This is a genomic window from Streptomyces sp. NPDC001415 (genome assembly GCF_053597395.1).
Window position 1 is genome coordinate 44,772 of record NZ_JBSFIE010000038.1, and the last position, 25,683, is coordinate 70,454.

The following is a 25,683-nucleotide window of genomic DNA, read 5'->3' on the forward strand; positions in this document are numbered from 1 at the left end:
CCGACCCCTGGGGCTGCGCCCCAGACCCCCTGCGGGGACTCCGTCCCCGGCACCCCTCTTCGGTGGCTCCGCCCCCGGCCCCCCGATCGCGCCTGAAGGGCGCTCGTCCTCAAACTCCCCCAAGGCCTCAAGGGCCAGGGGGACCCCCATGACAGGCCGGGAGCGGGCTGAAGCCCGCGATCGTCGGCAAGCCGACGGCATTCGCATGCGCACCCCGCAAAGGCCAACCCTGCCAGGGGCGCGGGGAACTGCGCGAGCAACCACGCACGGTCCGCGGCTCACAGCCGTCTCGGGGCCGGGCCGCGGGCCGGGGGAGCCGCACCACACCCGGCCCAGGGGCGCGGGGCCCGGGCGGGCACCCCCGCCCCCTGGAGGGATCAGCGGGTTTCCGGGCCCGCGAGGTGGCGGGCGATGACCATGCGCTGGATCTGATTGGTGCCCTCGACGATCTGAAGGACCTTCGCCTCGCGCATGAAGCGCTCGACCGGGAAGTCGGCGGTGTAGCCGTAGCCGCCCAGGACCTGGACCGCGTCCGTGGTCACCTTCATCGCAGCGTCCGTGCAGAACAGCTTGGCCATCGCGGCCTGGCGGGAGAAGGGGCGTCCCGCGTCGCGGAGCCGGGCGGCGGCCAGGTACAGCGCGCGGCCCGCCTCGATCTGGGTCGCCATGTCGGCCAGCATGAAGCGCAGGCCCTGGAAGTCGGCGATGGGACGGCCGAACTGCCGGCGCCCGGTGGCGTAGGCGAGGGCTTCGTCGAGGGCGGCCTGGGCTACGCCGATCGCGCAGGCGGCGATGCCGAGCCGCCCGGAGTCCAGGGCGGAGAGGGCGATCGCGAAGCCCTGGCCCTCCTCGCCGATGCGGCGCGCGTCGGGGACGCGTACGCCGTCGAAGTGGAGCTGGGCGGTGGGCGAGCCCTTCATGCCCATCTTCTTCTCGGGGGCGGCCGCGCTCAGGCCCTCGGCGTCGCCGGGGACGAGGAAGGCCGTGATGCCACGGGCGCCTTCACCGCCGGTGCGGGCGAGGACGGTGTAGAAGTCGGCGATCCCGCCGTGGGTGATCCAGGCCTTGGTGCCGGTGATGACCCAGTCCGAGCCGTCCCGTACGGCCTTGGTGCGCAGCGAGGCGGCGTCGGATCCCGACGAGGGCTCCGAGAGGCAGTACGCGCCGAGCAGGCCGCCGCCGAGCATCGCGGGCAGGTGCTCGGCCTGCTGCTCCTTGGTGCCGTAGCCCGCGAGCGCGTGGCAGGCGAGCGAGTGGACGCTCACGCCGAGGCCGACCGTGAGGCGGGCCGAGGCGAGCTCTTCGAGCACCTGGAGGTAGACCTCGTAGGGCTGGTCGCCCCCGCCGAACTCGGAGTCGTAGGGGAGGCCGAGGAGGCCGGATTCGGAGAGCAGGGTGAAGATCTCGCGCGGAAAGCGCCCGGCGTCCTCCTGCTCGGCGGCCTGAGGCGCGATCTCCCGCTGGACGATGTCGCGCACCAGCGCGACAAGGTCCCGGGCCTCCTCGGTGGGCAGCTGTCGTTCCACCGGCTGTGGGGCACGGTCGGGCATGGCGGCGCTCTCCTCCCTGTCGGGCGCTTCGGCGGACGCACGCGCAGGGTGTGGCGGCGCCGCCGGTGACTCTGCTCTATGGCCGATACCTTCCCTTCCGGGTCACGGAAGTAGCAGGCGGGCGGCCGTGGCGCTGTGAGTATGCCCGATCGGACGCGTCCCGTCACTGGCTCCAAGATCACGATTTACCCGCGCCCCGGCCCGGCTCCACGCCGGACTCCCCGCCGGGCTCCGCCCTGGAATCGAGCGCTCCGGAATTGGTCCGAACCATTGACCGCACTGGTCTAGTCCTTCTAGCGTTCCCCGCAACGACTTAGTGCGTTCATGTCAAAGCAGTGCCCGGTCCCCACTCTCCCCTCCCCACGAGGAGATCACGATGCTCGGACCCCGTCCCCCACTCTCCAGGTTCAAGGCGCTCGCCGCCGCCGCGTGTACCGCCGCGCTCGGCGTCACCCTGCTCGCCGGCGCGGGCAGCGCCACCGCCTCCCCCGAGAAGGCCCCCAAGACTGCACCGCAGGCGGCCGCCGCCGGTTCCAAGGTCGTCGGGTACTTCACCGACTGGGGCGTCTACCAGCGCAACTACCACGTGAAGAACATCGAGACGTCGGGCTCGGCCGCCAAACTGACCCACATCAACTACGCGTTCGGCAATGTCACCGGCGGCAAGTGCGCCATCGGCGACGCCTACGCCGACTACCAGAAGACCTACGACGCCGCCTCCAGCGTCGACGGCACCGCCGACACCTGGGACCAGCCGGTCGCGGGCAGTTTCAACCAGCTCCGCGAGCTCAAGAAGAAGCACCCCGGGCTCAAGGTCCTCTGGTCGTTCGGCGGTTGGACCTGGTCGGGCGGGTTCGGCGAGGCCGCGAAGAACCCCGCCGCGTTCGCCGACTCCTGCTACAGCCTGGTCAAGGACCCGCGCTGGGCGGGCCTCTTCGACGGCATCGACATCGACTGGGAGTACCCCAACGCCTGCGGCCTGTCCTGCGACACCAGCGGGCGCGAGGCCTTCAAGAACCTTCTGGCGGCGCTGCGTTCGAAGTTCGGCGGCTCCGGTCTGGTGACCGCCGCCATCACCGCCGACGCCTCGGCGAAGGGCAAGATGGACGCCACCGACTACGCGGGCGCGGCGCGTTACGTCGACTGGTACAACCCGATGACGTACGACTTCTTCGGCGCGTGGGCGGCGCAGGGCCCCACCGCCCCGCACTCCCCGCTGACCTCGTACAGCGGGATCCCCACGCAGGGCTTCAACACCGACGCCGCGATCCAGAAGCTGAAGGGCCTCGGCATCCCGTCGAGCAAGCTCCTGCTCGGCATCGGGTTCTACGGGCGCGGCTGGACCGGCGTGACGAAGAAGGAGCCGGGCGGCGCCGCGACCGGGCCGGCGGCCGGAACGTACGAGCAGGGCATCGAGGACTACAAGGTACTGAAGACGAAGTGCCCCGCCAACGGGACCGTCGCGGGGACGGCGTACGCGTACTGCGGCAACAACTGGTGGAGCTACGACACCCCGTCCACCATCGCCGGGAAGATGACCTACAAGAACAACCAGGGTCTCGGCGGCACCTTCTTCTGGGAGCTGAGCGGCGACACCGGCAACGGTGAGCTCATCAAGTCGATTGGCTAGAGAGGGAGTTGGAGGGCCGGGTGGCGACAGGCCGCCCGCCCCTCCGGTGTGCCCGGGTCCTACGACGGTTCCGGGGAGGGGCAGGACGGCTCGAACTCCTCGATCGTGTCCAGGGTGCGCCGCAGCATCCGCACCAGGAGTTCGCGCACGGTGTCGCGCGGCGGCTCCATGGTGGCGAGCCAGTCCAGGGTGACGCTCTCCACGCTGCCCAGCCAGCCGAGCAGCGCGAGCCGGGCGGTCACCGGTATGTCCCGGGTGCCGTAGGCGCCCTCGGCGATGGTGGCTATCAGCTCTTCGCGCACCGCGTCCCGGATGGCCTGCACCTGGGTGTCGAAGCCGACCCCGCCGGTGACGATCGTCCGGTACGCCGCCTGGTGGTGCTGGGCGTACAGGAGGTAGCCCTCGATGGTGCGGTGGACGCGTTCGGCGCGAGGCAGGTCGGTGTCGCTGCCGGCGCGGGACACCAGGTCCGCGACGGAGTCCTCGACGATGGCCAGGTAGTAGCCCCGTTTGGACTTGAAGTAGTAGTAGATGAGGCCCTTGGCGACCCCGGCGTGCTTGGCGATGTCGTCCATCGACAGCGCGTCGTACGAGGTGTCGGCGAACAACTTCCGGCCAGTTGCGATGAGTTCGGAGCGACGGACCTGGGATCTCTCGGTCGTGCCGCCCTGTTGACTATTATTCAAATTCGGCCCTAGTCTCCAACTGCCACAGGATGCCCGCAGTATGGCAGACCTGCATTCGCACTCCCCCTGCACCGCTGGACCACGTGTCGTACGGGAGGATCAAGTGAGCGCAGCCAAGCGGCCGTTGGCCGAAGGCAGAACCGCCTGGAAGAAGACCGCGGTCGTCGCCCTGCCGGCGGTCGTCGCGGTCGGGATCATGGCCAATGTGATGGCCGAGGGCGCGCTGGCCGCGTCGTTCGCGGTCTCCGGGACCAGTTTCCAGGTGGCGTCGGGGAAGCTGACCAGTTCGGGGCTCTCCTCGTACGTACAGACCGACAAGTCCGTCGACGGGAAGGGCCACCCGGTGGCGCTGCTCGGCATCGGCGACGCGAGGCTCAGCGACATCTGCCAGTCGGCCGAGGTCAGCACGCCCGTCGGCAGCGTCGTGTTCAAGCTGACGGCGGGCGGCGACGCGGGCGAGGTGACGGCCAGCAATCTGGTCATCGACGGCGAGGACCTGGTCGGCGACGCCCGGTTCGGCACGGCCCAGATCGGCCGGGACGCCTCAACTCTCGACGCGGTCAAGGGAGTTCAGGGCGAGCCGGGCAAGTTCGGGCTTCAGGCCGGGGACATCGAGGTGAACGGCGTGAGGTCGCATGCCTGGTCGGCGACCGGCGGCAACTTCCGGCTGAAAGGGATGAAGGTCGATGTGAGCATCGGCGGCAAGAAGTGCTTCTGAGACGACTCGGGCTGCTCAGGTTCCCCCGCGACGATGCCGCGCCGCCCCGGCCGCCGGTCCGGGTGCAGGGTGTTCCGCGAGCTCCTCGGCCGGGCGACGACGTCGGTCCGCACGCCGGGTTCGGTGCCGGCGCGCGGACCGGCCAGGGTGCGGGGCCCCGCACCAGTGAGGGGACGGGGCCCCGCACGGGCGATCCGAGGCGTGCTTCCTGGGGCGAGCCGGGCGAGAGCGGGGTGCGCTTTGCGGCGCTCGACGAGCGGCTGCCGCTGCCCGAAGCCCGGCGGGTGTTACGGGGCTGGCGGCGGACGCGGCCGTTCTGGGCGGGGCTCTTCCTCGTCCTCGGCGGGCTTGAACTGCTCGTGGTGCCGCTGTCGCCGCTGACCATCCTGGTCAGCCTCGGGCTCGGCGGGATCGCCGCGATCGGCATCGGACTCGCCCTCGTCGCGGCCGGGCTCTTCCTCTGGTTCCTGCCGCACACCCGGCACTACGTGTCGATCAACGCCCTGATCCTGTCGGTGCTCTCCTTCGCGGCCACCAACCTCGGCGGGTTCCTGGTCGGGATGGCGCTCGGCATCACGGGCAGCGCCATGGGGTTCGGCTGGACGCCGAAGGAGGAGGCGACGCGGCGGGTGCCGAACGTCCGCACCCAGCGCACGCTCGCCGCCGCTCTGCCCCTCGCCCTCCTGGCCACGCTCGGCGGTCGACATGTCGAGCAGGCGCCGCAGCCCGGTCCGGTGACCGCCCCGGCAGTGCCGCCGACCGTCACCACGACCCGCTTCTCCCCCAACGGCTTCCTGCTCGCCGGCGTGACGACCGTGCCCACCGTGCACGGCCCCGTAAAGGTCATGGTCCTGAAGATGAACTCGGCCTCGCTCACCGACTACCGCCTGAGCACGCGCGACGGCCACGACGAACTCGCCCTGGGCGCAAGCTCGTTGGACCTCAGCGGACACGTGACGCTCTACCTCACCAAGTTCAGCGGCTGCCTCGAAGGGCTGCTCTGCATCACCTTCGACCCCGACACCCTGCCGGTGCCGCCGATCGTCCCGCCGTTCGTCTTCATGACCAATGTGACGGCCGAACAGGCCCTCGTCACCTCGGACTCGATCGTCGCGAACGGACTGACGCTGGGGGCATCGTGATCCAGATCCAGGCCGCGCTCTTCTGGGCGTACGGAACCGGGGCGGCCTTCGCGGTCTCGGCCGCCCGCCAACTCCAGTGGTGGCAGCGCTCGGTGCACGAGGAAGGGGTACGCACCCGCAGTCGCGCCGCCAACCCGTACCTCATGCTGACCGTGCTGTTCGCGGCCGTACTCCTGGTGCCCACCGGTCTTTTCATGATGTGGCAGAACCCGTCGTGGGCGACCATGCAGGTGGCCGGCGAACACCGGGAGATCTGGGCCGGGTTCGTGCTGTTCTACGCGGGCGGCACCGTCGTCGCAGCACTGCTCGGGTTCCTCGTGGCGCAGGCGCTCGTGCTGGTGGGGGCGGGCTACTGGGCGTATCTGCAGAGCGTGGGCGCGCACTTCCTGCTGTTCGCGGTGCTGGTCCACGGGTGGGACGGGACCGGCTACCGGCGGCTGCTCACCACGGGCCGGGGGGCGCTGCGGGACTGGCCGAAGGACAGCGTGGTCAACAACGTGCTGCGCTTCCTGACGTCGGGGACGTTCCTCGCGCTGCTCGTCCTAGGGGCCGCCGTCATCGGCACCATGCTGATCACGGAGATCGGCTGGCTGATGGAGGGGTGGGAGCTGCCGGGGGCGGACGAGGACCGGAAGGTGCCGCGCGTCCTGGCGGTGGCCATTGCGGCGGCGGGGGTTTACGGGCTGCCGTTCCTCGGCGCGATTGCCGCGAGCGGGCTGGTTCGCCTTGCGGGGTGGGCTCTGGGTCTCGCACTCTTCGCCGTGCTGGCGGGGCTGGTTCTGCTGGCCCGGAGGTCGCCGGTGCGGGCGCTTTATGGCCTGGTCGGCATCCCCCATCGGCACTGGAGGGCTGACCTGGAGCTCACGTACTAATGGTTCGACCGCGAGCCGTGGTGGGCTGGTCGCGCAGTTCCCCGCGCCCCTAGCAGTGCGATGCCGCCCAGCATGCGTAGCTTTCAGGGGCGCGGGGAACTGCGCGAGCGGCCAGGCAGACCTGCACCCGAAGGCAGGGCTGCGGGAGCGGGGCCACGCCCCGAGGGTGCGACTACATCAGACCGGTCTGCGTCACCAGCATCGCGATGACCACCACGAGGGTCCAGCCCAGGACGTGCTCCAGGATCTGGGGGCCGGTGTCCTTGGGGCCGCCGGTGCGGGCGCGGAGCTCGGCCAGGGCGCGGGGGTCGTCGGCGGTCGTGGCAGGCAGGGTCATGGCAACTCACTCGGTCGTGTGGCGGTGCACGGTCCCCCCGGTGACCGTTCCACGGTGCCATCGGACGGGGCTCCCGGGGTAGAGACGTTCGTCACTGCCCCGGGGCGCCGGCGGTCCGCTCAGCGGATGCCGACGGCCGCGAGTGCCTTGCGCTGACCGGCCGTGGGGTAGGCGGGCCAGTAGAGGTAGCAGACGCCTCCTGTGCCGGAGACCACTTTCCCGCTCGCGTTGTACCGCTTGGTCCGCAGCCAGATGTTCTCGAATTCCCGCCGCTTGTAGACGCGGCGCACGCCGGCGTCGTCGGGAGCCGCCGGGTCGTGGGCGATCACGTCGCCGTCGGCGGTGAACCCGGTCACCGTCATCAGATGCCCCGAGGTGCCGTAGCCCGCGCCGGTCAGCTCGGTGGCCAGGAAGGACTGGGACGTTATGGCCGGGATGCCCGCGCGGACCAGCGTCTCCACGTCGTTCAGCGACCGCAGCCGGGTCACGACGGAACTCATGTCCCGGTACGTGGCGGCGTACGCGGCGTTGAAGGGCCAGTTGCCGCAGCCCGCGTACTGGTAGTCGTAGGTCTGCCGGGCGGCGTGGCAAACCTGCGGGTCGGCGTAGGACGGGTCGACCCAGGCGAGGTCGGCCGGGCTCGGCTTCCGCCCCCAGTACTCGATGATCATCTGCGAGGAGGTGGGGCTGCACCAGGCCTCGCCGCCGTTGTCGTACTGGGGGTACTGGCCCTTGTGGATCTCCTGCGAGTAGCTCGGCACCGCCAGCTCGCCCGCGAAGGCGGGGGTCGAAGCGTCCACCGTGAACCGGTCGGGGATGTCGGAGGCCATCGCGCCGAGCCGCCACACGGTCGGCGTGAGCCCGCTGCCGGGGAGGCGGTAGAGGGTGACCCGCAGCTGGTAGGAGACGAGGCGCAGGCCGGTGGCGGGGGTGTCGATCGCGAAGGTGTCCGTCGAGATCGAGCTCTTGCCGTCCTTCTGGCCGTCGAGGGATGTGCGCCGGATGTCGGTGTCGCCGTCGCCCGCCGTCCAGCGGCCCATGACGTACGCGGGTGTGGCGGTGCCGTCCGTATAGGTGCCCAGCAGCTCGACCTGGAGCCAGGTGCCGGCCGGCGTGTGCGCGTTCCAGTGGGCGACGGCCTCGGTGGCGGGGACGGTCGAGCGGTGGACCGGGGAGGTCCAGCTCGCGTACTCCCAGGTGGCGGTCTTGTTGGTGTGCGGGTCGGTGTAGGAGGTGGTTCCGGCGGGCCGGTCGATGACGATGCCGGGGCGCCGGCCTCCTTCTGTGCGCACGCCGTGCCCGGTGCCCGAGCACCAGTCGGCGTGCGAGGTCCAGGCCTGGTTGTCCACGAGCTGCCGTCCCTGATTCGGCCGGGCCGGGCCGCCGGACGCGGCCGCGGGTCCCGAGGAGGCGGTCACGGCGGCACCGGCCACGACGGCGACGGCCGCGGCGAGGACGGTTCTGCGCGGGGTTGAGCTGGTCATGGTGAGGACCCCCAGTCGGTCACGGATGGGGCGGCGAGTTCACGACAGCGGGCCAACTATCTCGGGTCCGGGGCCCTTGGGCCAGTGATTCGGCACGCGTCCCGCTCCCAATATTGGCCTCGGCCACTGGCGTGACCTGGGAGGGAGCCGGGCCGTGGAGAACCGGCCGGGACGGCCCCGGCACCGCGCGGCGCGCCCGGGCACCGGGTACGGTCGAAACCGCCGTCCCCGGGAACATCAGCCGCCGGCCCCCGCACCACCAGGCAGGACGCATGAACAGCACGCCGCACCCCGGCACCGCCGTGGCCGAACTGGCCACCCTGGTAAGGGAGTTGCCGCCTTCGTGTGGGCCGGTGCGACTGGTCGGGGTGGACGGGCACGCGGGCTCCGGCAAGTCCACGTTCGCGGCCCGTCTCGCTCAGGCGCTGGGCGGGGCTCCGGTGCTGCACCTGGACGATCTGGCCACGCACGAGGAGTTCTTCGGCTGGACCGGCCGGTTCCGCCGCCAGGTGCTCGACCCCTTCGCGCGCGGCGAGCCCGCGCGCTACGACCCGTACGACTGGCATCTGCGGCGCTTCGGGGACGCGCTCGACCTGGAGCCCGCGCCCGTGGTGCTGATCGAGGGCGTCGGGGCCGGCCGCCGGGCGCTGCGGCCCTCGCTCGCCCTGCTCGTATGGATGGAGCTGGACGCCGAGACCTCCTGGGGGCGGGGCCGGCGCCGCGACGGAATCGGACTCTCCGCTTTCTGGGACGAGTGGACGGCGGCGGAGATACGCCATTTCGCCGAGGACCCGTCGAGACCCTTTGCCGACACCCTGGTACGCCAGATGCAGGAGGGGTACGAGTGCCGCCCGGGGCCCGATTCGGCACCCCGCACGGATCGTTTCCTCACCCACCGTGACGACCTCGCCCCACCGGACTGAACAGTCGCAAAACAGCCCACCGAGTGCCTCAACTCCGCTTGACCCGGGGGCCATACAGGTCTTACGTTCTCAATGTGCGGCTTTCCGAAGCCGCCGCGGACGCGAAGCCCCCGGTTGTTCCCCCGTGATCGGGGGCTTCGTTCTGCCCCTTCGCCCTCAACCGGGCCGTCACGCAGGGCATTTCACTCACCCTGCGTCACCACCGATGCTCCCCCCGCGCCCCCTTCGGCAGCGGGCCTTCCCGCAGGTACGATGCACATCGGTGCGGTCAACTCCCGTCAATTCCGTTGTGTGAATGGGCGGTTCAGCACGGGGCACGGTGGTGGGGGACGTGATGGACTTCGGCACTACGGGCGCACACGCCCCGGCCGATCTCGCCTGGCTGCGCGGTGTGGACGCGTACACCATGGGCGCGTATCCGCAGGCCGAGGAGGAGTTCCGCACGGCGGTGCGGCTCGATCCCTCGATGGCGGACGGCTGGCTCGGACTGCACGCGCTGCGCGTGGACACGACGACCGCGCTGCTTCGCATGTACCGGCACCGCGAACGCTTCGGCGAGCAGCGGACGGGCCACCGACGGACCCTCAACTCCTGGTACTGGCTCGGCTGGTGGGTTCAGCCGGTCCTGGAGAGCCCGCGCGATCTGCTGCTCGCCCACGCCTCGCACTGGCTGGACGGACGTCATGTCCCGGAGCTGGACCGGGCGTTGGCCGGGCTGCCGCCCGTGGACACCGATCCCCAGGTCCGCTTCCTGCACGCGTGCCGCGCCTACCTGGTCAAGGACTGGGATCAACTGGTGCGCCACACCGAGCCGTTGGTCGACGACCCGTTGCTCGGCATCGAGGCCGGTCTGTTCGGCGGGATGGCCCGGGTCCGTCTGGAGATGTTCGGCCAAGCCGAGCCTCTGCTCTCGGCCGCGCTGATGCGCTGCCGCAGCGAACAGCCCCAGCGCAAGGAGCTGCGCTACTGGCTGGCCCGCGCCCACGAGGGCACCGGCCGCTCGGCCGCGGCGCTCCCCCTGTACCGGGCCGTGCACCGCGTCGACCCGGCGTTCATGGACACCGCGGCACGGCTCACCGCGATCACCGAGAACGACGGGTTCGACGGCTCGGAGGACTCCTCCGACCTCGCCGCGGTCGCCCTGTCCGGCTTCGGCGACACCGCGGAGGCGGAGGCCGAGTCCGCCCTCGGCGCGGATCAGCCCGAGGGCCGCGAGCTCCGGCTCGGCAGCGAGCCGCAGGCGCCCCTGCCCGGTCCGCCCGAGGCCGCGCGCGACGGCGTACGGCACAAGCCGGGCGTTCCTGCGCAGTCCGGCCCACCGCAGTTCCCGGCCGGGCCCACCGATCCCGTGCTGCTCGCCGAGGCGCTGGCCGAGCTGGAGCGGATGGTGGGGCTCGAACCGGTCAAGCGTCAGGTCAAGGCGCTGTCCGCGCAGCTCAACATGGCCCGGCTCAGGGCCAGTCAGGGCCTGCCGGTGCAGCCGCCGAAACGTCACTTTGTCTTCTCCGGCCCCAGCGGCACCGGCAAGACCACCGTGGCGCGCATCCTGGGCCGGGTCTTCTACGCGCTCGGACTGCTCGGCGGCGACCACCTCGTGGAGGCCCAACGGGCGGACCTGGTGGGCGAGTTCCTCGGCCAGACCGCTGTCAAAGCCAATGAACTGATCGACTCGGCGCTTGGCGGAGTACTCTTCGTCGACGAGGCGTACTCGCTCTCCAACTCCGGCTACAGCAAGGGCGACGCGTACGGCGACGAGGCGCTCCAGGTGCTGCTCAAACGCGCCGAGGACAACCGGGACCACCTGGTGGTGATCCTCGCCGGCTATCCCGAGGGCATGGACCGGCTGCTCGCCACCAACCCGGGCCTGTCCTCCCGCTTCACCACCCGCGTCGACTTCCCCTCCTACCGGCCCCTCGAACTCACCTCGATCGGCGAGGTGCTGGCCGGTGAGAACGGGGACGCCTGGGACGAGGAGGCCCTGGAGGAGCTGCGCTCGATCAGCGGGCACGTCGTCGACCAGGGCTGGATCGACGAGCTGGGCAACGGCCGCTTCCTGCGCACCCTGTACGAGAAGAGCTGCGCCTACCGGGACCTGAGGCTGTCGATGTACCCGACGACCCCGACCCGGGACGACCTGTCCACCTTGCGCCTGCCCGATCTGATGCAGGCGTACGGGGAGGTCCTGTCGGGTCGCGGCCCCACGCGCCGCGACCCGCAGGATCCCCTCTGATCAACCCGCCAGCGCCTGCTGGGCCTGTTCGCCGCGAGGCTCGGCAAGCCGGGCCAGCGGGGTGGGCTCCTCGCGGTGGGCGGGGTCGCGGACCTCGCCGACCAGCTTTTCGAGGACGTCCTCCATGGCGACCAGGCCGAGCACCCGGCCGGATCCGTCGACGACCTGGGCGAGGTGCGTCGCCGCGCGGCGCATCACGGTGAGGGCGTCGTCCAGGGGCAGTTCGGCCCGCAGGGTGGCGAGCGGCCGCCACAGCTGCTGCGGCACCGCACGTTCCCGGTCCTCCACGTCGAGTACGTCCTTGACGTGCAGGAAGCCCATGAAGGCGCCGCCCTCCGCGCAGACCGGGAAGCGGGAGTATCCGGTGCGTACCGTCAGCTCCTCCAGCTCCCTCGGTGTCACCGAGCAGCCGACCGTGACCAGGGACGCCCGGTCGAGCAGGACGTCCGTCACCGGGCGGCTGCCCAGCTCCAGGGCGTCCTCCAGGCGTTCCTGGGCCTCGGGTTCCAGGAGCCCGGCCTGGCCGGAGTCCTCGACGAGGCGGCCGAGCTGGACGCTGGTGAAGACGGCCTCCACCTCGTCCTTCGGCTCGACCCGGAACAGTTTCAGGATGAGCCGCGCGCAGGCGCCGAGCGCGATGGTCACCGGCTTGCAGACCCGGGCGAAGGCGACCAGGCCCGGGCTGAACCAGAGCGCGGTCTTCTCGGGCGCCGCCATCGCGAGGTTCTTCGGGACCATCTCGCCGATGACGAGGTGGAGCGAGACCACCAGGGCGAGCGCGATGACATAGCCGAGCGGGTGGACGAGGCCCTCGGGGATCCGGGCCGCGTGGAAGACGGGCTCCAGGAGCCGGGCCACGGTCGGCTCGGCGACCGCGCCGAGCGTCAACGAGCAGACGGTGATGCCGAATTGGGCGGCGGCCATCATCTGCGGCAGGTTCTCCAGGCCGTGCAGCACCCGGCGGGCCCGCGCGGAGGCGGCGGCCAGCGGTTCGATCTGGCTGCGGCGCACGGAGACGAGCGCGAACTCGGCGCCGACGAAGAAGCCGTTGGCGAGCACGAGCAGCAGCGCGAAGACAAGCTGGAGCAGGCTCATCGGGCCGCCTCCAGGGCCGGCGCGTCGGCCGACCGCACGAAGCGGACCCGCTCGGCGCGATACCGCTCGACTTGGCGGACCTGGATCCGCCAGCCGGGCAGCTCGACCCGGTCGCCGGGGACCGGGATCCGGCCGAGCAGGTCGGCGACCAGGCCGGCGACGGTCTCGTACGGGCCCTCGGGTGCTTCGAGGCCTATCCGGCCGAGCGAGAGGACGCGGCAGCTGCCGTCGGCCTCCCAGGCGGGCCGGCCGTCCTCGCCCGCCACCACGGCGAGTTCGGGCCGGGCGGCGTCGGCTCCGTCGTGCTCGTCGCGGACCTCGCCGACGAGCTCCTCGATGATGTCTTCGAGGGTGACCACGCCGGCCGTGCCGCCGTACTCGTCGACGACGACGGCTATCGGCTGTTCGCTGCGCAGCCGCCCCAGGAGCTGCTGCACGGGCAGCGTCTCGGGGACCAGCAGCGGCGGCACGGCGATCAGGCCGACCGCGGTACGCAGCCGCTCGGGCGGCCGGACCGCGAGCGCGTCCTTGAGGTGGACCATGCCGACGACCTCGTCGATCCGCTCCCGGTACACCGGGAAGCGGGACAGGCCCGTGGCGCGGGTCAGGTTGAGGACGTCGGCGGCGGTCGCGGTGGTCTGCAGGGCGCTGACCTTGACGCGCGGGGTCATCACGTTCTCGGCCGTGAGGTGGCCGAGCGAGAGGGTCCGTACGAAGAGGTCGGCGGTGTCCTGTTCCAGGGCTCCGGCCCGCGCCGAGTGCTTCACCAGGGAGACCAGTTCGCCGGGCGTGCGGGCGGAGGCCAGCTCGTCGGCGGGCTCCACGCCGAGCGCCCGCACCAGGCGGTTGGCGACGGTGTTGAGCAGGGCGATGACCGGCCGGAAGAGCCGCGAGAAGCGGTCCTGCGGTCCGGCCACGAAGCGGGCCACCTGGAGCGGCTTGGAGACCGCCCAGTTCTTCGGTACGAGCTCGCCGATCACCATTTGCACGGCGGCGGCGAGCAGCATGCCGAGGACGACGCTGATGCCGGAGACGGCGCCGGCCGGCAGGCCCGTGGCGCCGATCGGCCCGTCGAGCAGGTCGGCGAGCGCGGGCTCGGCGAGCATGCCGACGACGAGCGAGGTGATGGTGATGCCGAGCTGGGTGCCGGAGAGCTGGAAGGACAGCTCGCTCAGGGCGCGCACCACGGCGCCTGCCCTGCGGTCGCCGTCGGCGGCGGCGCGCTCGGCGTCCGGCCGGTCGACGGTGACCAGGCCGAACTCGGCCGCCACGAAGAAGCCGTTGGCGAGGATCAGAAGGAAGGCCGCGAAGAGCAGCACAAGCGTGATGGTCATGCCGCCGCCTCCTGGGAGGGGGCGGCGCAGGTACTACCGGACGATCCGTCCATTGCTGGAGGGAGTCACTCCTCGGGTCGCAGGTGCCCCGCGGCCGATGACGCAGGCCCGTGTGCGGGGCGGGGCGCGCTCGGCGCCACCGACATCAGGGTAATCAAGATGCTGCCAGGTGGGGCAGGGGGCTCAGCCGTTGTCGCTAGCCGTGCCGGGTGAATCGGCGCCCGTGCCGTGGGTTTCGGCGAGTGCGCGCAGCGCCTTGGCGTCGCGGATGGCTCGCGCCTTGCCGATTCCGGGCTGGATGCCCAGCGCGGGCAGGCTGGTGCCGTCGCTGAGGTCGAGGAAGACCCAGGGGTCGCCGGGGCGCAGGTTCACCCGGAGGATCTCCGCCCAGGCGAGGCGGCGCCTTGTGGTGAGGTTGACCACCGTGACGCCTGTGTCGTCGGCGACGACCTTGGGCCGGCTGAGCAGCACGAGCACCCCGGCGAACAGGGCGGCCATCAGGATGAAGCTGCCCCGCTCGCCCCCGCTCAGGGTCTCCAGGAGCAGCGACATCACCGTCATGGCGACGAACATGGCGGCCGCGCTGATCAGCAGGACGGCCCGGGTGCGGGTCGGCCTGAAGGTGACCGGCAGGGCGGGGGGCTGGGGCGCGGGGGCGGACACGGTGTCGTTCGCTTTCGTCGCTGGTCTTTTCGCCGCTGTCGTCTTCGGCGCTGTCTTCGGCCGGCCGGTCAGAGGCGGCAGGCGTGGATGGCCGTGGTGAGGATCGCGCGGGCGCCGAGCTCGTACAGGTCGTCCATGACCCGCTGGGAGTCCTTGGCGGGGACCATCGAGCGGACGGCGACCCAGCCCTCGTTGTGCAGCGGGGAGATCGTCGGCGACTCCAGGCCCGGGGTGAGGGCCACGGCGCGCTCCAGGTGCTCGGCGCGGCAGTCGTAGTCCATCATCACGTAGCTGCGGGCCACCAGGACGCCCTGGAGGCGGCGCAGGAACTGCTGCACCTTGGGGTCGTCGGCGTCGGCGCCGGTGCGGCGGATGACGACGGCCTCGGACCTCATGATCGGTTCGCCGATGACTTCGAGGCCCGCGTTGCGCAGCGAGGTGCCGGTCTCGACGACGTCCGCGATGACCTGGGCGACACCCAGTTCGATGGCGGTCTCGACGGCGCCGTCCAGGTGGACGACGGAGGCGTCGACCCCGTTGTCCGCGAGGTGCTTGGCGACGATGCCCTCGTAGGAGGTGGCGATCGTCATGCCGCCGAAGTCGGCGATGCCGCTCGCCGTGCCGGGCTTGGTGGCGTAGCGGAAGGTGGAGCGGGCGAAGCCGAGGGGCAGGATCGCCTCGGCGTTGGCGCCGGAGTCGACCAGGAGGTCCTGGCCGGTGATGCCGATGTCGAGCTTGCCCGCGGACACGTAGATCGCGATGTCCTTGGGGCGCAGGTAGAAGAACTCGACCTCGTTGACGGGGTCGACGAGGACGAGCTCCTTCGACTCCTTGCGCATCTGGTAGCCGGCCTCATGGAGCATCGCCGACGCAGGTCCGGACAGTGAACCCTTGTTGGGGACGGCGATGCGCAGCATGAGGTCAGCTTCCTTCTTGTGCTCAGGGGTTGGGAGTGCGGACGTGCTTAAAGGTGGGCGTAGACGTCGTCGAGGGAGATCCCGCGCGCGACCATCATCACCTGGACGTGGTACAGCAGCTGGGAGATCTCCTCGGCGGCGGCTTCCTTGCCCTCGTACTCGGCGGCCATCCAGACTTCGGCGGCTTCCTCGACGACCTTCTTGCCGATGGCATGGACGCCCTTGCCCACCAGCTCGGCGGTGCGAGAGGTGGAGGGGTCGCCATGGGCCTTGAGCTGGAGCTCGGTGAAGAGCTCTTCGAAGCTCTTGGGGGGTTTGTTCGCCATGATGCTTCTTAGGGTAAGGGGTGGACCCCGTCGCTCAGCGCCAGGGTTCGCTGACCGTGCGCAGCGTGGCCGCGGTGGCCACGGCGGCGGTGACCGCTTCATGACCCTTGTCCTCGTTCGACCCTTCGAGGCCGGCCCGGTCCAGGGCCTGCTCCTCGGTGTCGCAGGTCAGCACGCCGAATCCGATGGGTACGCCGGTGTCGACACTGACCTGGGTGAGGCCGTTGGTGACACCCTGGCACACGTAGTCGAAGTGCGGGGTACCGCCCCTGATGACGACGCCGAGTGCGACGACGGCATCGTAGCCGCGGCCCGCGAGGACCTTCGCCACGACGGGCAGTTCGAAGCTGCCGGGGACGCGCAGGAGCGTCGGCTCGTCGATGCCGAGTTCATGCAGGGCGCGCAGGGCGCCGTCGACGAGTCCGTCCATCACCTTCTCGTGCCACTGTGCCGCGACCACGGCGACACGGAGGTCTCCGCAGTTGCGTACGGACAGTTCGGGTGCGCCCTTGCCACTCACGTGCTCTCCTCAGGTGTTTCGGGTGTGCTCACTGGCTTACTGGGTTACTGGTTGCCGCAGGCCGACATCGGTGTCGGCGCGCCGTCGAGCCACGGCAGGTCGTGCCCCATGCGGTCCCGCTTGGTGCGCAGGTAGCGCAGGTTGTGCTCGCCCGCCTGGACCGGCATGGGCTCGCGCCCGGACACGGTCAGGCCGTGCCGCACCAACGCGGTGATCTTGTCGGGGTTGTTGGTCATGAGCCGCAGGCTGTGTACGCCGAGGTCGGCGAGGATCTGGGCGCCGGCCGCGTAGTCGCGGGCGTCGGCGGGCAGACCGAGCTCCAGGTTGGCGTCGAGGGTGTCGCGGCCGCGCTCCTGGAGTTCGTAAGCGCGCAGCTTGGAGAGCAGGCCGATGCCGCGGCCCTCGTGGCCACGCAGGTAGACCACGACGCCGCGGCCGGCCTCGGTGATGCGTGCCATGGAGGCCTGGAGCTGGGGGCCGCAGTCGCAGCGCAGCGAGGAGAAGATGTCGCCGGTCAGGCACTCGGAGTGGACGCGGACCAGGACGTCCTCGCCGTCCCCGATGTCGCCGTGGACCAGGGCCACGTGCTCGACGCCGTCGACGGTGGAGCGGTAGCCGTACGCCGTGAACTCGCCGGTGGCGGTGGGCAGTTGGACCTCGGCCTCGCGGCGCACGGTCGGCTCGGCGGAGCGCCGGTAGGCGATCAGGTCCTCGATGGAGATGATCGTCAGGCCGTGCTTGCGGGCGAACGGGACGAGTTCGGGCAGGCGCAGCATGACGCCGTCCTCGCCGGCGATCTCGACGATGGCGCCGGCCGGGGCGAGCCCGGCGAGCCGGGCGAGGTCGACCGCGGCCTCGGTGTGTCCGTTGCGCACGAGCACGCCGCCGGGCTTGGCGCGCAGCGGGAAGACGTGGCCGGGGCGTACGAAGTCGCCGGAGGCGGAGCGGCCGTCGGCGAGCAGGCGCAGCGTGGTGGCGCGGTCCGCGGCGGAGATGCCGGTGCTCACGCCGTGGGCGGCACTCGCGTCCACGGACACGGTGAACGCGGTCTTCATCGACTCGGTGTTGTGGTCGACCATCTGCGGCAGTTCGAGCCGGTCGAGGTCCTCGCCCTCCATGGGTGCGCAGATCAGGCCGCGGCACTCGCTCATCATGAACGCGACGATCTCGGGGGTCGCCTTCTCGGCGGCGATGACGAGGTCGCCCTCGTTCTCGCGGTCCTCGTCGTCGACGACGACGACGGGCCGGCCGGCCGCGATGTCACGGATGGCCTGCTCGACCGGGTCGAGGGAGAGGTCCTCGCGGTTGTCGGTGGAGTACCAGGTGGGTGCGTGCGTGGTCATGCCGTCGCTCCTTCCAGGACGGGCTTGACGCTCGTGCGCGAGCGCAGCCACCAGTCGCGCATGCCCCACAGGACGAGCGCGCCGTAAATGACGTAGACGAAGCCGGAGAAGGCGTATCCGTTGGCGAAGTTGAGGGGGACGCCGACGACGTCGACGAGCAGCCAGGCGAACCAGAACTCGACCATGCCGCGGGCCTGGGCGAACATCGCGACGACGGTGCCGACGAAGACGTAGGCGTCGGGCCACGGGTCCCACGACAGTGCGGGGTAGGCGGTGAACAGGCTCGCGACGGCGACCGTGCCGGCCGCGGCGCCGCCGAGGAGGTAGGCCCGCTCGCGCCAGGTCGCGAAGCGCACGGCGATGGAGCCGTCCTGCGCCTGCCGCCTGCCCCGGCTCCAGGCGAACCAGCCGCCGGCGGCGACGACCATCACCACGACCTGCTTGCCCGCGCTGCCGGAGAGGTGCCCGGCGGCGAAGGCGACGAACAGGATGAGGCCCGACACGAACTGGGCGGGCCAGGTCCATATGGACCGGCGCCAGCCGAGCGCGAGGGCGATCAGGCCGATCGTGTTTCCGATCATGTCCGACCACTTGATGTGCTGTCCGAGGACCGTGAAGGCCTCGCCGTTCAGCCAGTTCACTGCGCTCACTTGTCGTTCCCCCCGTGGCTCGCGCCGAGCAGCCGCTCGACGTACTTGGCGATGACGTCGACCTCCAGGTTGACCGGGTCGCCGGGCTGCTTGATGCCGAGCGTGGTCAGCGCGAGGGTGGTCGGGATGAGGCTGATGGTGAAGTAGTCGGAGGCGGCCTCGACGACCGTGAGGCTGACGCCGTCCACGGTGATGGAGCCCTTCTCGACGACGTACTTGGAGAGGTCACCGGGAAGGGCGATCTTGACGATCTCCCAGTTCTCCGAGGGAGTGCGGGCGAGGACCGTGCCGGTGCCGTCGACGTGGCCCTGCACGATGTGCCCGCCGAGCCGGCCGCCGACGGCCATGGGCCGCTCCAGGTTGACCCGGGAGCCGACCTCCAGGGCGCCGAGGCTGGAGCGCTTCAGCGTCTCGTCCATCACGTCGGCGGTGAACTCGCCGTCGCCGAACTCGACGACCGTCAGACACACGCCGTTGACGGCGATCGAGTCGCCGTGCCCGGCGCCCTCGGTGACGACGGGGCCGCGCAGGCGGAAGCGGGAGGCGTCACCGAGGTTCTCGATGGCGGTGACTTCGCCCAGCTCTTCGACGATTCCGGTGAACACGTTCAGCGCTCCTTGGCGAGAGGGGTGGCGGTGATGCGCAGATCGGGGCCGATGCGCACGGTCTCGGTGATGTCGAGCCGCAACGCCTCGGTGATGGTGGAGATTCCTGCTCCGGCGAGCGCGGTGGGTCCGGCGCCGAGCAGGGCGGGTGCGAGGTAGCCGACGACCTTGTCGACCGTGCCCGCGGCGACGAAGGCTCCGGCCAGCGTGGGGCCGCCTTCGAGGAGTACGGAGCGGACGCCGCGCGCGTGCAGGGCGGCGAGCAGCGCCGGGATGTCCAGACCGGTGGCGGTGCGCGGGATGCGCAGGACCGCCGACTCGGGCAGGTGGGCCGCGTCGGCGTCCTCGGCGACCGCGATCAGGGTGGGCGCGGCGCCGTCGAGGATGCGGGCGCCCGGCTTGACCGCGGTGGCGTTGGTGTCAACTGCCAGGCGCAGGGGCTGAGTTGCCCCGTCGATGCCGCGGACGGCGAGGTGTGGGTCGTCGGTGCGGGCGGTGCCGGAGCCTACGACCACGGCGTCGGACTCGGCGCGCAGCCGGTGGACGTCGGCGCGGGCTTCGGCGGAGGTGATCCAGCGGCTGGTGCCGTCCTCGGCGGCGGTCCGGCCGTCGAGGGTCGCCGCGTACTTCCAGGTGACGTATGGGCGGCCCAGCCGTACGGAGGTGAGCCAGGCCGCGTTGACCGCTTCGGCCTCGTCCGCGAGGAGGCCCCGCTCGGCCTGGACGCCGGCCGCGCGCAGGGTGTCGGCGCCGCCGGTGGCCTGGGGGTTTGGATCGCCGACCGCGTAGAAGACGCGGGTGATGCCGGCCGCGATGAGCGCCTGGGCGCAGGGGCCGGTGCGGCCGGTGTGGTTGCAGGGTTCGAGGCTGACGTACGCGGTGCCGCCACGGGCGCGCCCGCCTGCGGCTTCGAGGGCGTGGACCTCGGCGTGCGGGCCGCCGGCCCGCTGGTGGAAGCCCTCGCCGACGACCGCGCCGGAGGCGTCGGTGATGACGCACCCGACGACCGGGTTGGGGCTGGTGGAGCCGAGTCCGCGCGCGGCGAGCTCAATGGCTCGGCGCATGGCGTCTGCGTCGGCTGCGGTGGCCACCGGGTCCTCCTGCCTCTTCGGGCACGGACTCCGGGGCCTGTCGATGACGACAGAGAGCGGGAAAACAGACCATCGCGCACAGCTCACGCCACGGCCGAAAGAGACCGGTGCCTTGGACGGCGACCGGTAACAGACGGCCGACGCGACCGTGGAACGGTCCGCCCGCCGCGCACTGCCTCCCATCCGGACTTTCACCGTCGGTCCAGGAATTTCACCTGGTCAACCGGCCGCTGGATGCGGACGGGTCGCGGACTATTACCGCCGGTTCGGAATTACACCGACCCCGGAGTGCGCTGCTGCTGGTACAGGGCCAGTGTGCCACGCCTGATCGAAGGCCATGCGGGCGAGTGACTGTGGCCTGGCTCACAGGATGGCCGGATTCGAGCGGCACTCCAGCGGGGACCCGGCGGCGGGCGAGCGGCAGGGGCTCTCTTTGGTCCACACCTATTGACGCACTGGTCTAGTCCTTTTAATCTCTGCGTCACCTCCGAGGAGAGGCCCGCCGGTGTGCGCACGCCGGGGCCGTGCACGACCACCGCCATGTTCGTTGTGTTCCGCCCGACCTCCCAGGAGGAACTGCCCGTGCTCTCCCCCACCCGCAGACGGGCCGCGCTGCTCACGACCGCCACCGCGGTCGCCGGGCTGCTGCTCGGCTCGCTGGCCACCGGCGTCTCGCAGGCCGCCGTCGACAACGAGGCCTGTCGCCCCGACGGGCTCTACAGGACTCCGGGCGTCGACGTCCCGTACTGCTCGGTGTATGACACCGACGGCCGCGAGAAGATGGGCGCCGACCACCAGCGCCGCGTCATCGGCTACTTCACCGGCTGGCGCACCGGCCAGGACGGGACGCCCGCCTACCTCGCCTCCGACATCCCGTGGGACAAGGTCACCCACCTCAACTACGCCTTCGCGCACGTCGGTTCCGACAACAAGATCTCCGTCGGAACGGACAGCGAGAAGAACGCCGCGACCGGAATGACCTGGCCCGGCGTCGCCGGCGCCGAAATGGACCCCTCACTCCCCTACAAGGGCCATTTCAATCTGCTCAACAAGTTCAAGAAGCAGCACCCCAATGTGAAGTCCCTTGTTTCCGTGGGCGGCTGGGCCGAGACCGGCGGGTATTTCGGGGACGACGGAAAGCGGGTCGACTCCGGCGGCTTCTATTCCATGGCCACCAACGCGGACGGCTCCGTCAATCAGACGGGTGTCGACACGTTCGCCGACTCGGCGGTCGCCTTCATCAAGAAGTACGGCTTCAACGGCGTCGACATCGACTACGAGTACCCGACGACGATGAAGGACGCGGGCAACCCGCTCGACCTGACCGTCTCCAACGCCCGCCGGGCCGGCCTGGTCAAGGGCTACGCGGCTCTGATGAAGTCGCTGCGCGAGAAGCTCGACCGCGCGGGGGCGGCCGACGGAAAGCACTATCTGCTGTCGGTGGCCGCGCCGTCGTCCGGCTATCTGCTGCGCGGCATGGAGACCTTCCAGGTCCAGCAGTACCTGGACTACGTCAACATCATGTCCTACGACTTGCACGGCGCCTGGAATCAGTACGTCGGCCCGAACGCCTCGCTCTTCGACGACGGAAAGGACGCGGAACTCGCTGCCGCCGGCGTCTATTCCACGTCCCAGTACGGCGGGATCGGCTATTTGAACGCCGACTGGGCCTATCACTACTTCCGCGGTTCCATGCCGGCCGGGCGTATCAATATGGGCCTGCCGTACTACACCCGCGGATTCCAGAACGTGCAGGGCGGCACGAACGGGCTGTGGGGCAAAGCGCCCTCGACCACCTGCCCGGCCGGTTCGGGCCTCACCGCCTGCGGTGACGGCGCCGTCGGCATCGACAACCTCTGGCACGACCTGGACGCGAACGGCAAGGAGGCGCCCGCCGGCTCCAACCCGATGTGGCACGCCAAGAACCTGGAGAAAGGCGTCGTCGGCGACTACGTCAGCAAGTACGGCCTGTCCGCCGACACCAAGCTGACCGGCACCTACGCCCGCCAGTACGACGCGACGCTGGTGGCGCCCTGGCTCTGGAACGACCAGAAGAAGGTCTTCCTGTCCACCGAGGACGAGCAGTCCGTCAACGCCAAGGCCGACTATGTCGTCGACAAGGGCATCGGCGGGACCATGGTGTGGGAGCTGGCCGGCGACTACCGGTGGAACGCGGCCAAGGGCCAGTACGAGCAGGGCTCGACCCTGACCAGCGCGATGTACGACAAGTTCAAGTCGGCCACCCCGTACGGCAACAAGCGCTCCACCATCGACCTGCCGACGCAGGCGCTGAACATCGGGGTGGACTTCGGGCAGTTCCCGCTCGGCGACTCCAACTACCCCATCAGCCCCAAGGTGACCCTCACCAACAACACCACGGCGACGCTGCCCGGTGGCACGGAGTTCCAATTCGACTACGGCACTTCGGCACCGGCCAACGCCAAGGACCAGTCCGGCTTCGGCACGACGATCGTGCGCGGCGACCACACCGCTGCGAACAACATCGGCGGGCTCAAGGGCGACTACAACCGCGTCTCGCTGAAGCTGCCGAGCTGGCAGTCGCTTGCTCCGGGCGCCTCGGTCACCCTCGACTTCGTCTACTACCTGCCGGTCTCCACCCCCTCGAACTGGACGGTGAGCTTCGGTGGCAAGACCTACGCACTGGCCGGCGACCACACCCGGGGTGCGGTCGTGAGCGACCCGGGCAGCGCCTCGCCCTCCCCGACGCCCTCGGGCTCGACCAGCCCTTCGCCGTCGCCCACCCCGCCGGGCGGGACCTGCGCCGCGCCGCTCTGGTCGGCGGGCTCCGAGTACGGCGGCGGCACGACCGTCTCGTACAAGTCGCGCACCTGGAAGTCCAAGTGGTGGACGAAGGGCGAGGAACCGGGTACTACCGGTGACTGGGGAGTCTGGCAGGACCTCGGCGCCTGCTGATCCGGCTTCCCGCCGTATACGCCCGGCGGCGGTCTCCCGGCCCTTGGCCGCCGTCGGGCTCCCACACCTGAAGTGCTGTCACACATGAGGCACCGTTCTGAGGCGCCGTCACCTGTGAAGCGTCCTACGCCTTCGGCGCGAAGAGGTCGTCCTGGGCCGCGTCCCGCGCGGTCAGCAGGGCGCCGCTCAGGACCGCGCCGTCGCCGAGCTCGCTCGGTCTGACCTCGGTTGCGAGGGGGGTCAGGGCGGCCAGGGCGCGCTGGACCCGGGCGGCCAGCAACTGCCCTCCCGCATGGCCCAGTTCGCCGCCCAGGACGATCAGGCCCGGGTCGAGGACCGCGACCACGCCCGCCGCTCCGATCGCGAGCCGCTCGGCCAGCGCGTCGAGGAAGGGGCCGTCGGCATCGCGTACGGCTTCTTCCGCGCTGCCGGGCCGGCCGTGCGCGGCGGCGAGGCGGGACACCGCGCCCGCGTGCACCAGCTCGTGGAAGCCGCCTTCGCAGTCGGTCGCGGACGGCAGCCGGCCGGTGCCCGGCACCGGCAGGAACCCGATCTCGCCCGCGCCGCCCGAGGCGCCCCTGCGCAGCTCCCCGTCCAGGACGACGGCCGCGCCGATGCCGTGCCCGAGCCACAGCAGCACGAAGGTGTCCTGGCCGCGGGCCGCGCCGAGCCGCTGCTCGGCCACGGCGGCCAGGTTAGTCTCGTTCTCGACGAGCACGGCGGTGGGCAGGCGGCTCGCCAGGACGCGGACGAGTTCGCGGTGCCAGGCGGGCAGCCCGGCAGTGTCGCGCAATTCGCCGCTCGCCGGGTCGATGAGGCCGGGAGCGCCGATCCCGACGCTGTGCAGCCGCTCGGCGCCCGCCTCCTTGGCGGTGCGTTCCAGGAGCGCCACGACCTGTTCCACGGCGGGCTCCGTCCCGGTCTCCGGCTCGATCGGCAGGGTCGCCTCGGCCAGCGTCCTGCCCAGCAGATCGGCGACCACGAGGGACACGCCGCGGGTGCGGACGTCCAGAGCCGCGAGATGGGCCCGGTCCGCGACGATCGCGTACAGGCGCGCGTTGGGGCCGCGCCGCTCTGCGCCCGACTCCCCCACGACGTGGACCAGGCCGGAGTCCTGGAGGCGTTCGACGAGGTCGGCCACGGTGGGCCGGGAGAGTCCGGTGAGCGTCTTGAGCCGGCCTGCCGTCAACGGGCCCTCGTCCTGCAGGAGGCGCAGGGCGAGGCGGTCGTTGATGGCCCGGGCGGTGCTCGGGGATGCGGGCATGCCGGGAATCCTTCCAGATCACCGAAAGCGGGTTGCCGCCCGTTCTATTTATCAGGCAGGGTTCCTGATAGTTTACGGCGCGGCGGCAGGGAAGCCGCCTCCGAGGGAGGGGAACCCGCTCGATGGCAGCCGAACTGGCTCTGGATCAACGGCAGTTGAGGCGGGCACGGATCGCGATCGCCGCAGTGTTCTGTGTGCACGGCGCGGTGACCGGCAACTTCGCCACCCGGGTCCCCTGGATCCAGGAGCACGCCGGGGTCTCCGCGGGCCAGCTCGGCCTCGCCCTCGCCTTCCCGGCGATCGGCTCGTCCCTGCTGATGCCGCTGTCCGGCGCCATCACCCACCGGTTCGGGGCGCGGGGCGCTCTGCGCGGGCTGCTCGCGCTCTGGACGCTGGCCCTGGCACTGCCCGCGCTCGCCCCGAACGTCTACACCCTGTGCGCCGTCCTCTTCGCGTACGGGGCGAGTGCGGGCATGGCGGACGTGGCGATGAACGCGCTCGGCGTGGAGACCGAGAACCGGCTCGGCCGCTCGATCATGTCCTCGCTGCACGGCATGTGGAGCGTGGGTGCGCTGATCGGCTCGGCGGCCGGCACCCTCGCCGCGCACCTCGGGGCCGATGCCCGGCTGCACCACACGGTGGCCGCCGCCGCGCTGACCCTGCTCGGCCTGGCCGCCTGCCAGTCCGTGCTGGATCTGCGCAGCGCGCCCGACGAGGCGCCCCCGCCACGGTTCGCGCTGCCGCCCAGATCGGCGCTGGTCATCGGCATGGTGGGGTTCTGCGCGGTGTTCGCCGAGGGCGCGAGCCTCGACTGGTCGGCGGTCTATCTGCGCGACGTACTGGACGCCTCGGCCGGCACGGCCGCCGCCTGCACCACCGCGTTCACGCTGACCATGGCGGCGGCCCGGCTCGCGGGCGACAAGGGCGTGGACCGCTTCGGCGCCGTACGTACGGTTCGCGCCGGAGGCGTCCTGGCCACGCTGGGCGGCCTGCTCGTGGTGATCGCGCCGGGTCCGGCGGTGGCGATGGCCGGGTTCGGCCTGATGGGCCTGGGGGTGGCGGTCGTGGTCCCGCTCGCGTTCGCGGCGGCGGGCCGCAGCGGCCCCAACCCCAGCCAGGCCATCGCGGGCGTCGCGACCATCACGTACACCTCGGGCCTGGTCGCCCCCTCCGCGATCGGCGGGATCGCGGATCTGACCTCGCTGGTGGTGTCGTTCGGCCTGGTGACCGTGCTCGCGCTCGGCCTGGTGGCGGGCGCGCGGGTCCTGCGGGCGGGCGCCCGCCCCCCGGCCCCGGCCCGGACGGCGGACGAGATCGGAAGAGCGGCGGGGAGGGGAAGAGGGTCGTAAGCCCGGGGTAGATAGAGGGG

23 protein-coding genes and 1 riboswitch are annotated in these 25,683 nt (G+C 71.2%); of the genes, 8 read left to right on the forward strand and 15 right to left on the reverse strand.

The window, feature by feature from the left end; all coding sequences use genetic code 11:
- Positions 1-377 precede the first annotated feature (377 nt).
- A complete protein-coding gene (locus tag ACWC2B_RS32560) occupies positions 378-1,550 on the reverse strand; it encodes an acyl-CoA dehydrogenase family protein (RefSeq protein ID WP_450722966.1) in 1,173 nt (390 codons plus the stop codon).
- Positions 1,551-1,926: 376 nt separating this feature from the next.
- Here ACWC2B_RS32560 and ACWC2B_RS32565 point away from each other — a divergent pair, with 376 nt between their 5' ends.
- Complete coding sequence (locus tag ACWC2B_RS32565; protein ID WP_450722968.1) at positions 1,927-3,180, forward strand: glycoside hydrolase family 18 protein; 1,254 nt, start codon at positions 1,927-1,929, stop codon at positions 3,178-3,180.
- Between the two features lie 59 nt (positions 3,181-3,239).
- Here ACWC2B_RS32565 and ACWC2B_RS32570 read toward each other — a convergent pair whose 3' ends face one another.
- The gene (locus ACWC2B_RS32570; protein ID WP_450722970.1) at positions 3,240-3,866 is read right to left on the reverse strand and encodes a TetR/AcrR family transcriptional regulator; all 627 of its coding nucleotides are present in this window, start codon (positions 3,864-3,866) and stop codon (positions 3,240-3,242) included.
- A 103-nt stretch (positions 3,867-3,969) separates the two neighbouring features.
- On the opposite strand from ACWC2B_RS32570, the gene ACWC2B_RS32575 reads away from it, so the two are divergent.
- From ACWC2B_RS32575 to ACWC2B_RS32585, 3 genes are all read left to right on the forward strand, one after another.
- Positions 3,970-4,584, forward strand: a complete 615-nt coding sequence (locus ACWC2B_RS32575; protein ID WP_450722972.1) for a DUF6230 family protein — start codon at positions 3,970-3,972, stop codon at positions 4,582-4,584.
- A 233-nt stretch (positions 4,585-4,817) separates the two neighbouring features.
- A complete protein-coding gene (locus tag ACWC2B_RS32580; RefSeq protein ID WP_450722974.1) occupies positions 4,818-5,726 on the forward strand; it encodes a DUF6114 domain-containing protein in 909 nt (302 codons plus the stop codon).
- Positions 5,723-6,598, forward strand: coding sequence for a hypothetical protein (locus ACWC2B_RS32585; RefSeq protein WP_450722976.1), 876 nt, complete (start codon positions 5,723-5,725; stop codon positions 6,596-6,598). Before ACWC2B_RS32580 ends, ACWC2B_RS32585 begins: the two co-directional genes overlap by 4 nt.
- Before the next feature lie 172 nt (positions 6,599-6,770).
- Here ACWC2B_RS32585 and ACWC2B_RS32590 read toward each other — a convergent pair whose 3' ends face one another.
- Both ACWC2B_RS32590 and ACWC2B_RS32595 read right to left on the reverse strand, forming a co-directional pair.
- Positions 6,771-6,935 carry an SCO1431 family membrane protein gene (locus tag ACWC2B_RS32590; protein ID WP_450722978.1) on the reverse strand — a complete coding sequence of 55 codons (165 nt, stop codon included), beginning with the start codon at positions 6,933-6,935 and terminating at the stop codon, positions 6,771-6,773.
- Between the two features lie 119 nt (positions 6,936-7,054).
- Positions 7,055-8,419 carry a peptidase C39 family protein gene (locus ACWC2B_RS32595; RefSeq protein ID WP_450722980.1) on the reverse strand — a complete coding sequence of 455 codons (1,365 nt, stop codon included), beginning with the start codon at positions 8,417-8,419 and terminating at the stop codon, positions 7,055-7,057.
- Positions 8,420-8,691: 272 nt separating this feature from the next.
- Here ACWC2B_RS32595 and ACWC2B_RS32600 point away from each other — a divergent pair, with 272 nt between their 5' ends.
- Both ACWC2B_RS32600 and ACWC2B_RS32605 read left to right on the forward strand, forming a co-directional pair.
- Entirely contained in the window at positions 8,692-9,342 is a 651-nt protein-coding gene (locus tag ACWC2B_RS32600; protein WP_450722982.1) for a uridine kinase family protein, read from the forward strand.
- Between the two features lie 334 nt (positions 9,343-9,676).
- Complete coding sequence (locus tag ACWC2B_RS32605; RefSeq protein ID WP_450723014.1) at positions 9,677-11,572, forward strand: AAA family ATPase; 1,896 nt, start codon at positions 9,677-9,679, stop codon at positions 11,570-11,572.
- Here ACWC2B_RS32605 and ACWC2B_RS32610 read toward each other — a convergent pair whose 3' ends face one another.
- From ACWC2B_RS32610 to ribD, 10 genes are all read right to left on the reverse strand, one after another.
- Complete coding sequence (locus ACWC2B_RS32610; protein WP_450722984.1) at positions 11,573-12,667, reverse strand: hemolysin family protein; 1,095 nt, start codon at positions 12,665-12,667, stop codon at positions 11,573-11,575. It abuts the gene before it with no gap.
- Positions 12,664-14,001 carry a hemolysin family protein gene (locus tag ACWC2B_RS32615; RefSeq protein ID WP_450722986.1) on the reverse strand — a complete coding sequence of 446 codons (1,338 nt, stop codon included), beginning with the start codon at positions 13,999-14,001 and terminating at the stop codon, positions 12,664-12,666. The genes ACWC2B_RS32610 and ACWC2B_RS32615 overlap by 4 nt, the downstream gene beginning before the upstream one ends.
- A 183-nt stretch (positions 14,002-14,184) precedes the next feature.
- Positions 14,185-14,664: a PH domain-containing protein gene (locus ACWC2B_RS32620; protein WP_450722988.1), complete on the reverse strand. Its 480-nt coding sequence runs from the start codon at positions 14,662-14,664 to the stop codon at positions 14,185-14,187.
- 68 nt (positions 14,665-14,732) lie between these two features.
- Positions 14,733-15,581, reverse strand: coding sequence for an ATP phosphoribosyltransferase (gene hisG / locus ACWC2B_RS32625; protein WP_450722990.1), 849 nt, complete (start codon positions 15,579-15,581; stop codon positions 14,733-14,735).
- A 47-nt stretch (positions 15,582-15,628) separates the two neighbouring features.
- Positions 15,629-15,907: a phosphoribosyl-ATP diphosphatase gene (locus ACWC2B_RS32630; RefSeq protein ID WP_450722992.1), complete on the reverse strand. Its 279-nt coding sequence runs from the start codon at positions 15,905-15,907 to the stop codon at positions 15,629-15,631.
- A gap of 34 nt (positions 15,908-15,941) precedes the next feature.
- Positions 15,942-16,427 (reverse strand): 6,7-dimethyl-8-ribityllumazine synthase, encoded by a 486-nt coding sequence (gene ribH / locus ACWC2B_RS32635; protein ID WP_450722994.1) that lies wholly within the window; start codon positions 16,425-16,427, stop codon positions 15,942-15,944.
- 44 nt (positions 16,428-16,471) lie between these two features.
- Positions 16,472-17,770: a bifunctional 3,4-dihydroxy-2-butanone-4-phosphate synthase/GTP cyclohydrolase II gene (locus ACWC2B_RS32640; protein WP_450722996.1), complete on the reverse strand. Its 1,299-nt coding sequence runs from the start codon at positions 17,768-17,770 to the stop codon at positions 16,472-16,474.
- The gene (pnuC, locus tag ACWC2B_RS32645; RefSeq protein WP_450723016.1) at positions 17,767-18,411 is read right to left on the reverse strand and encodes a nicotinamide riboside transporter PnuC; all 645 of its coding nucleotides are present in this window, start codon (positions 18,409-18,411) and stop codon (positions 17,767-17,769) included. Before pnuC ends, ACWC2B_RS32640 begins: the two co-directional genes overlap by 4 nt.
- Before the next feature lie 5 nt (positions 18,412-18,416).
- On the reverse strand, positions 18,417-19,025 hold the full coding sequence (locus tag ACWC2B_RS32650; RefSeq protein ID WP_450722998.1) for a riboflavin synthase: 609 nt from the start codon (positions 19,023-19,025) through the stop codon (positions 18,417-18,419).
- Positions 19,026-19,027: 2 nt separating this feature from the next.
- The gene (gene ribD, locus ACWC2B_RS32655; protein ID WP_450723000.1) at positions 19,028-20,116 is read right to left on the reverse strand and encodes a bifunctional diaminohydroxyphosphoribosylaminopyrimidine deaminase/5-amino-6-(5-phosphoribosylamino)uracil reductase RibD; all 1,089 of its coding nucleotides are present in this window, start codon (positions 20,114-20,116) and stop codon (positions 19,028-19,030) included.
- A 165-nt stretch (positions 20,117-20,281) separates the two neighbouring features.
- Positions 20,282-20,412, reverse strand: a riboswitch (FMN riboswitch).
- Positions 20,413-20,698: 286 nt separating this feature from the next.
- On the opposite strand from ribD, the gene ACWC2B_RS32660 reads away from it, so the two are divergent.
- Complete coding sequence (locus tag ACWC2B_RS32660; RefSeq protein ID WP_450723018.1) at positions 20,699-23,050, forward strand: chitinase C-terminal domain-containing protein; 2,352 nt, start codon at positions 20,699-20,701, stop codon at positions 23,048-23,050.
- A 124-nt stretch (positions 23,051-23,174) separates the two neighbouring features.
- On the opposite strand, the gene ACWC2B_RS32665 is transcribed toward ACWC2B_RS32660, so the two are convergent.
- Entirely contained in the window at positions 23,175-24,314 is a 1,140-nt protein-coding gene (locus ACWC2B_RS32665; protein ID WP_450723002.1) for an ROK family transcriptional regulator, read from the reverse strand.
- A gap of 122 nt (positions 24,315-24,436) precedes the next feature.
- On the opposite strand from ACWC2B_RS32665, the gene ACWC2B_RS32670 reads away from it, so the two are divergent.
- Positions 24,437-25,663 (forward strand): MFS transporter, encoded by a 1,227-nt coding sequence (locus ACWC2B_RS32670; RefSeq protein WP_450723004.1) that lies wholly within the window; start codon positions 24,437-24,439, stop codon positions 25,661-25,663.
- Positions 25,664-25,683 lie beyond the last annotated feature (20 nt).

Excerpts from the sequence above, each read along its gene's own strand:
- ACWC2B_RS32560 (WP_450722966.1), bottom strand. The coding sequence starts at position 1,550 with ATGCCCGACCGTGCCCCACAGCCGGTGGAACGACAGCTGCCCACCGAG.
- ACWC2B_RS32565 (WP_450722968.1), top strand. The coding sequence starts at position 1,927 with ATGCTCGGACCCCGTCCCCCACTCTCCAGGTTCAAGGCGCTCGCCGCC.
- ACWC2B_RS32590 (WP_450722978.1), bottom strand. The coding sequence starts at position 6,935 with ATGACCCTGCCTGCCACGACCGCCGACGACCCCCGCGCCCTGGCCGAG.
- ACWC2B_RS32595 (WP_450722980.1), bottom strand. The coding sequence starts at position 8,419 with ATGACCAGCTCAACCCCGCGCAGAACCGTCCTCGCCGCGGCCGTCGCC.
- ACWC2B_RS32600 (WP_450722982.1), top strand. The coding sequence starts at position 8,692 with ATGAACAGCACGCCGCACCCCGGCACCGCCGTGGCCGAACTGGCCACC.
- ACWC2B_RS32605 (WP_450723014.1), top strand. The coding sequence starts at position 9,677 with ATGGACTTCGGCACTACGGGCGCACACGCCCCGGCCGATCTCGCCTGG.
- ACWC2B_RS32610 (WP_450722984.1), bottom strand. The coding sequence starts at position 12,667 with ATGAGCCTGCTCCAGCTTGTCTTCGCGCTGCTGCTCGTGCTCGCCAAC.
- ACWC2B_RS32615 (WP_450722986.1), bottom strand. The coding sequence starts at position 14,001 with ATGACCATCACGCTTGTGCTGCTCTTCGCGGCCTTCCTTCTGATCCTC.
- hisG (WP_450722990.1), bottom strand. The coding sequence starts at position 15,581 with ATGCTGCGCATCGCCGTCCCCAACAAGGGTTCACTGTCCGGACCTGCG.
- ACWC2B_RS32630 (WP_450722992.1), bottom strand. The coding sequence starts at position 15,907 with ATGGCGAACAAACCCCCCAAGAGCTTCGAAGAGCTCTTCACCGAGCTC.
- ACWC2B_RS32640 (WP_450722996.1), bottom strand. The coding sequence starts at position 17,770 with ATGACCACGCACGCACCCACCTGGTACTCCACCGACAACCGCGAGGAC.
- ACWC2B_RS32665 (WP_450723002.1), bottom strand. The coding sequence starts at position 24,314 with ATGCCCGCATCCCCGAGCACCGCCCGGGCCATCAACGACCGCCTCGCC.
- ACWC2B_RS32670 (WP_450723004.1), top strand. The coding sequence starts at position 24,437 with ATGGCAGCCGAACTGGCTCTGGATCAACGGCAGTTGAGGCGGGCACGG.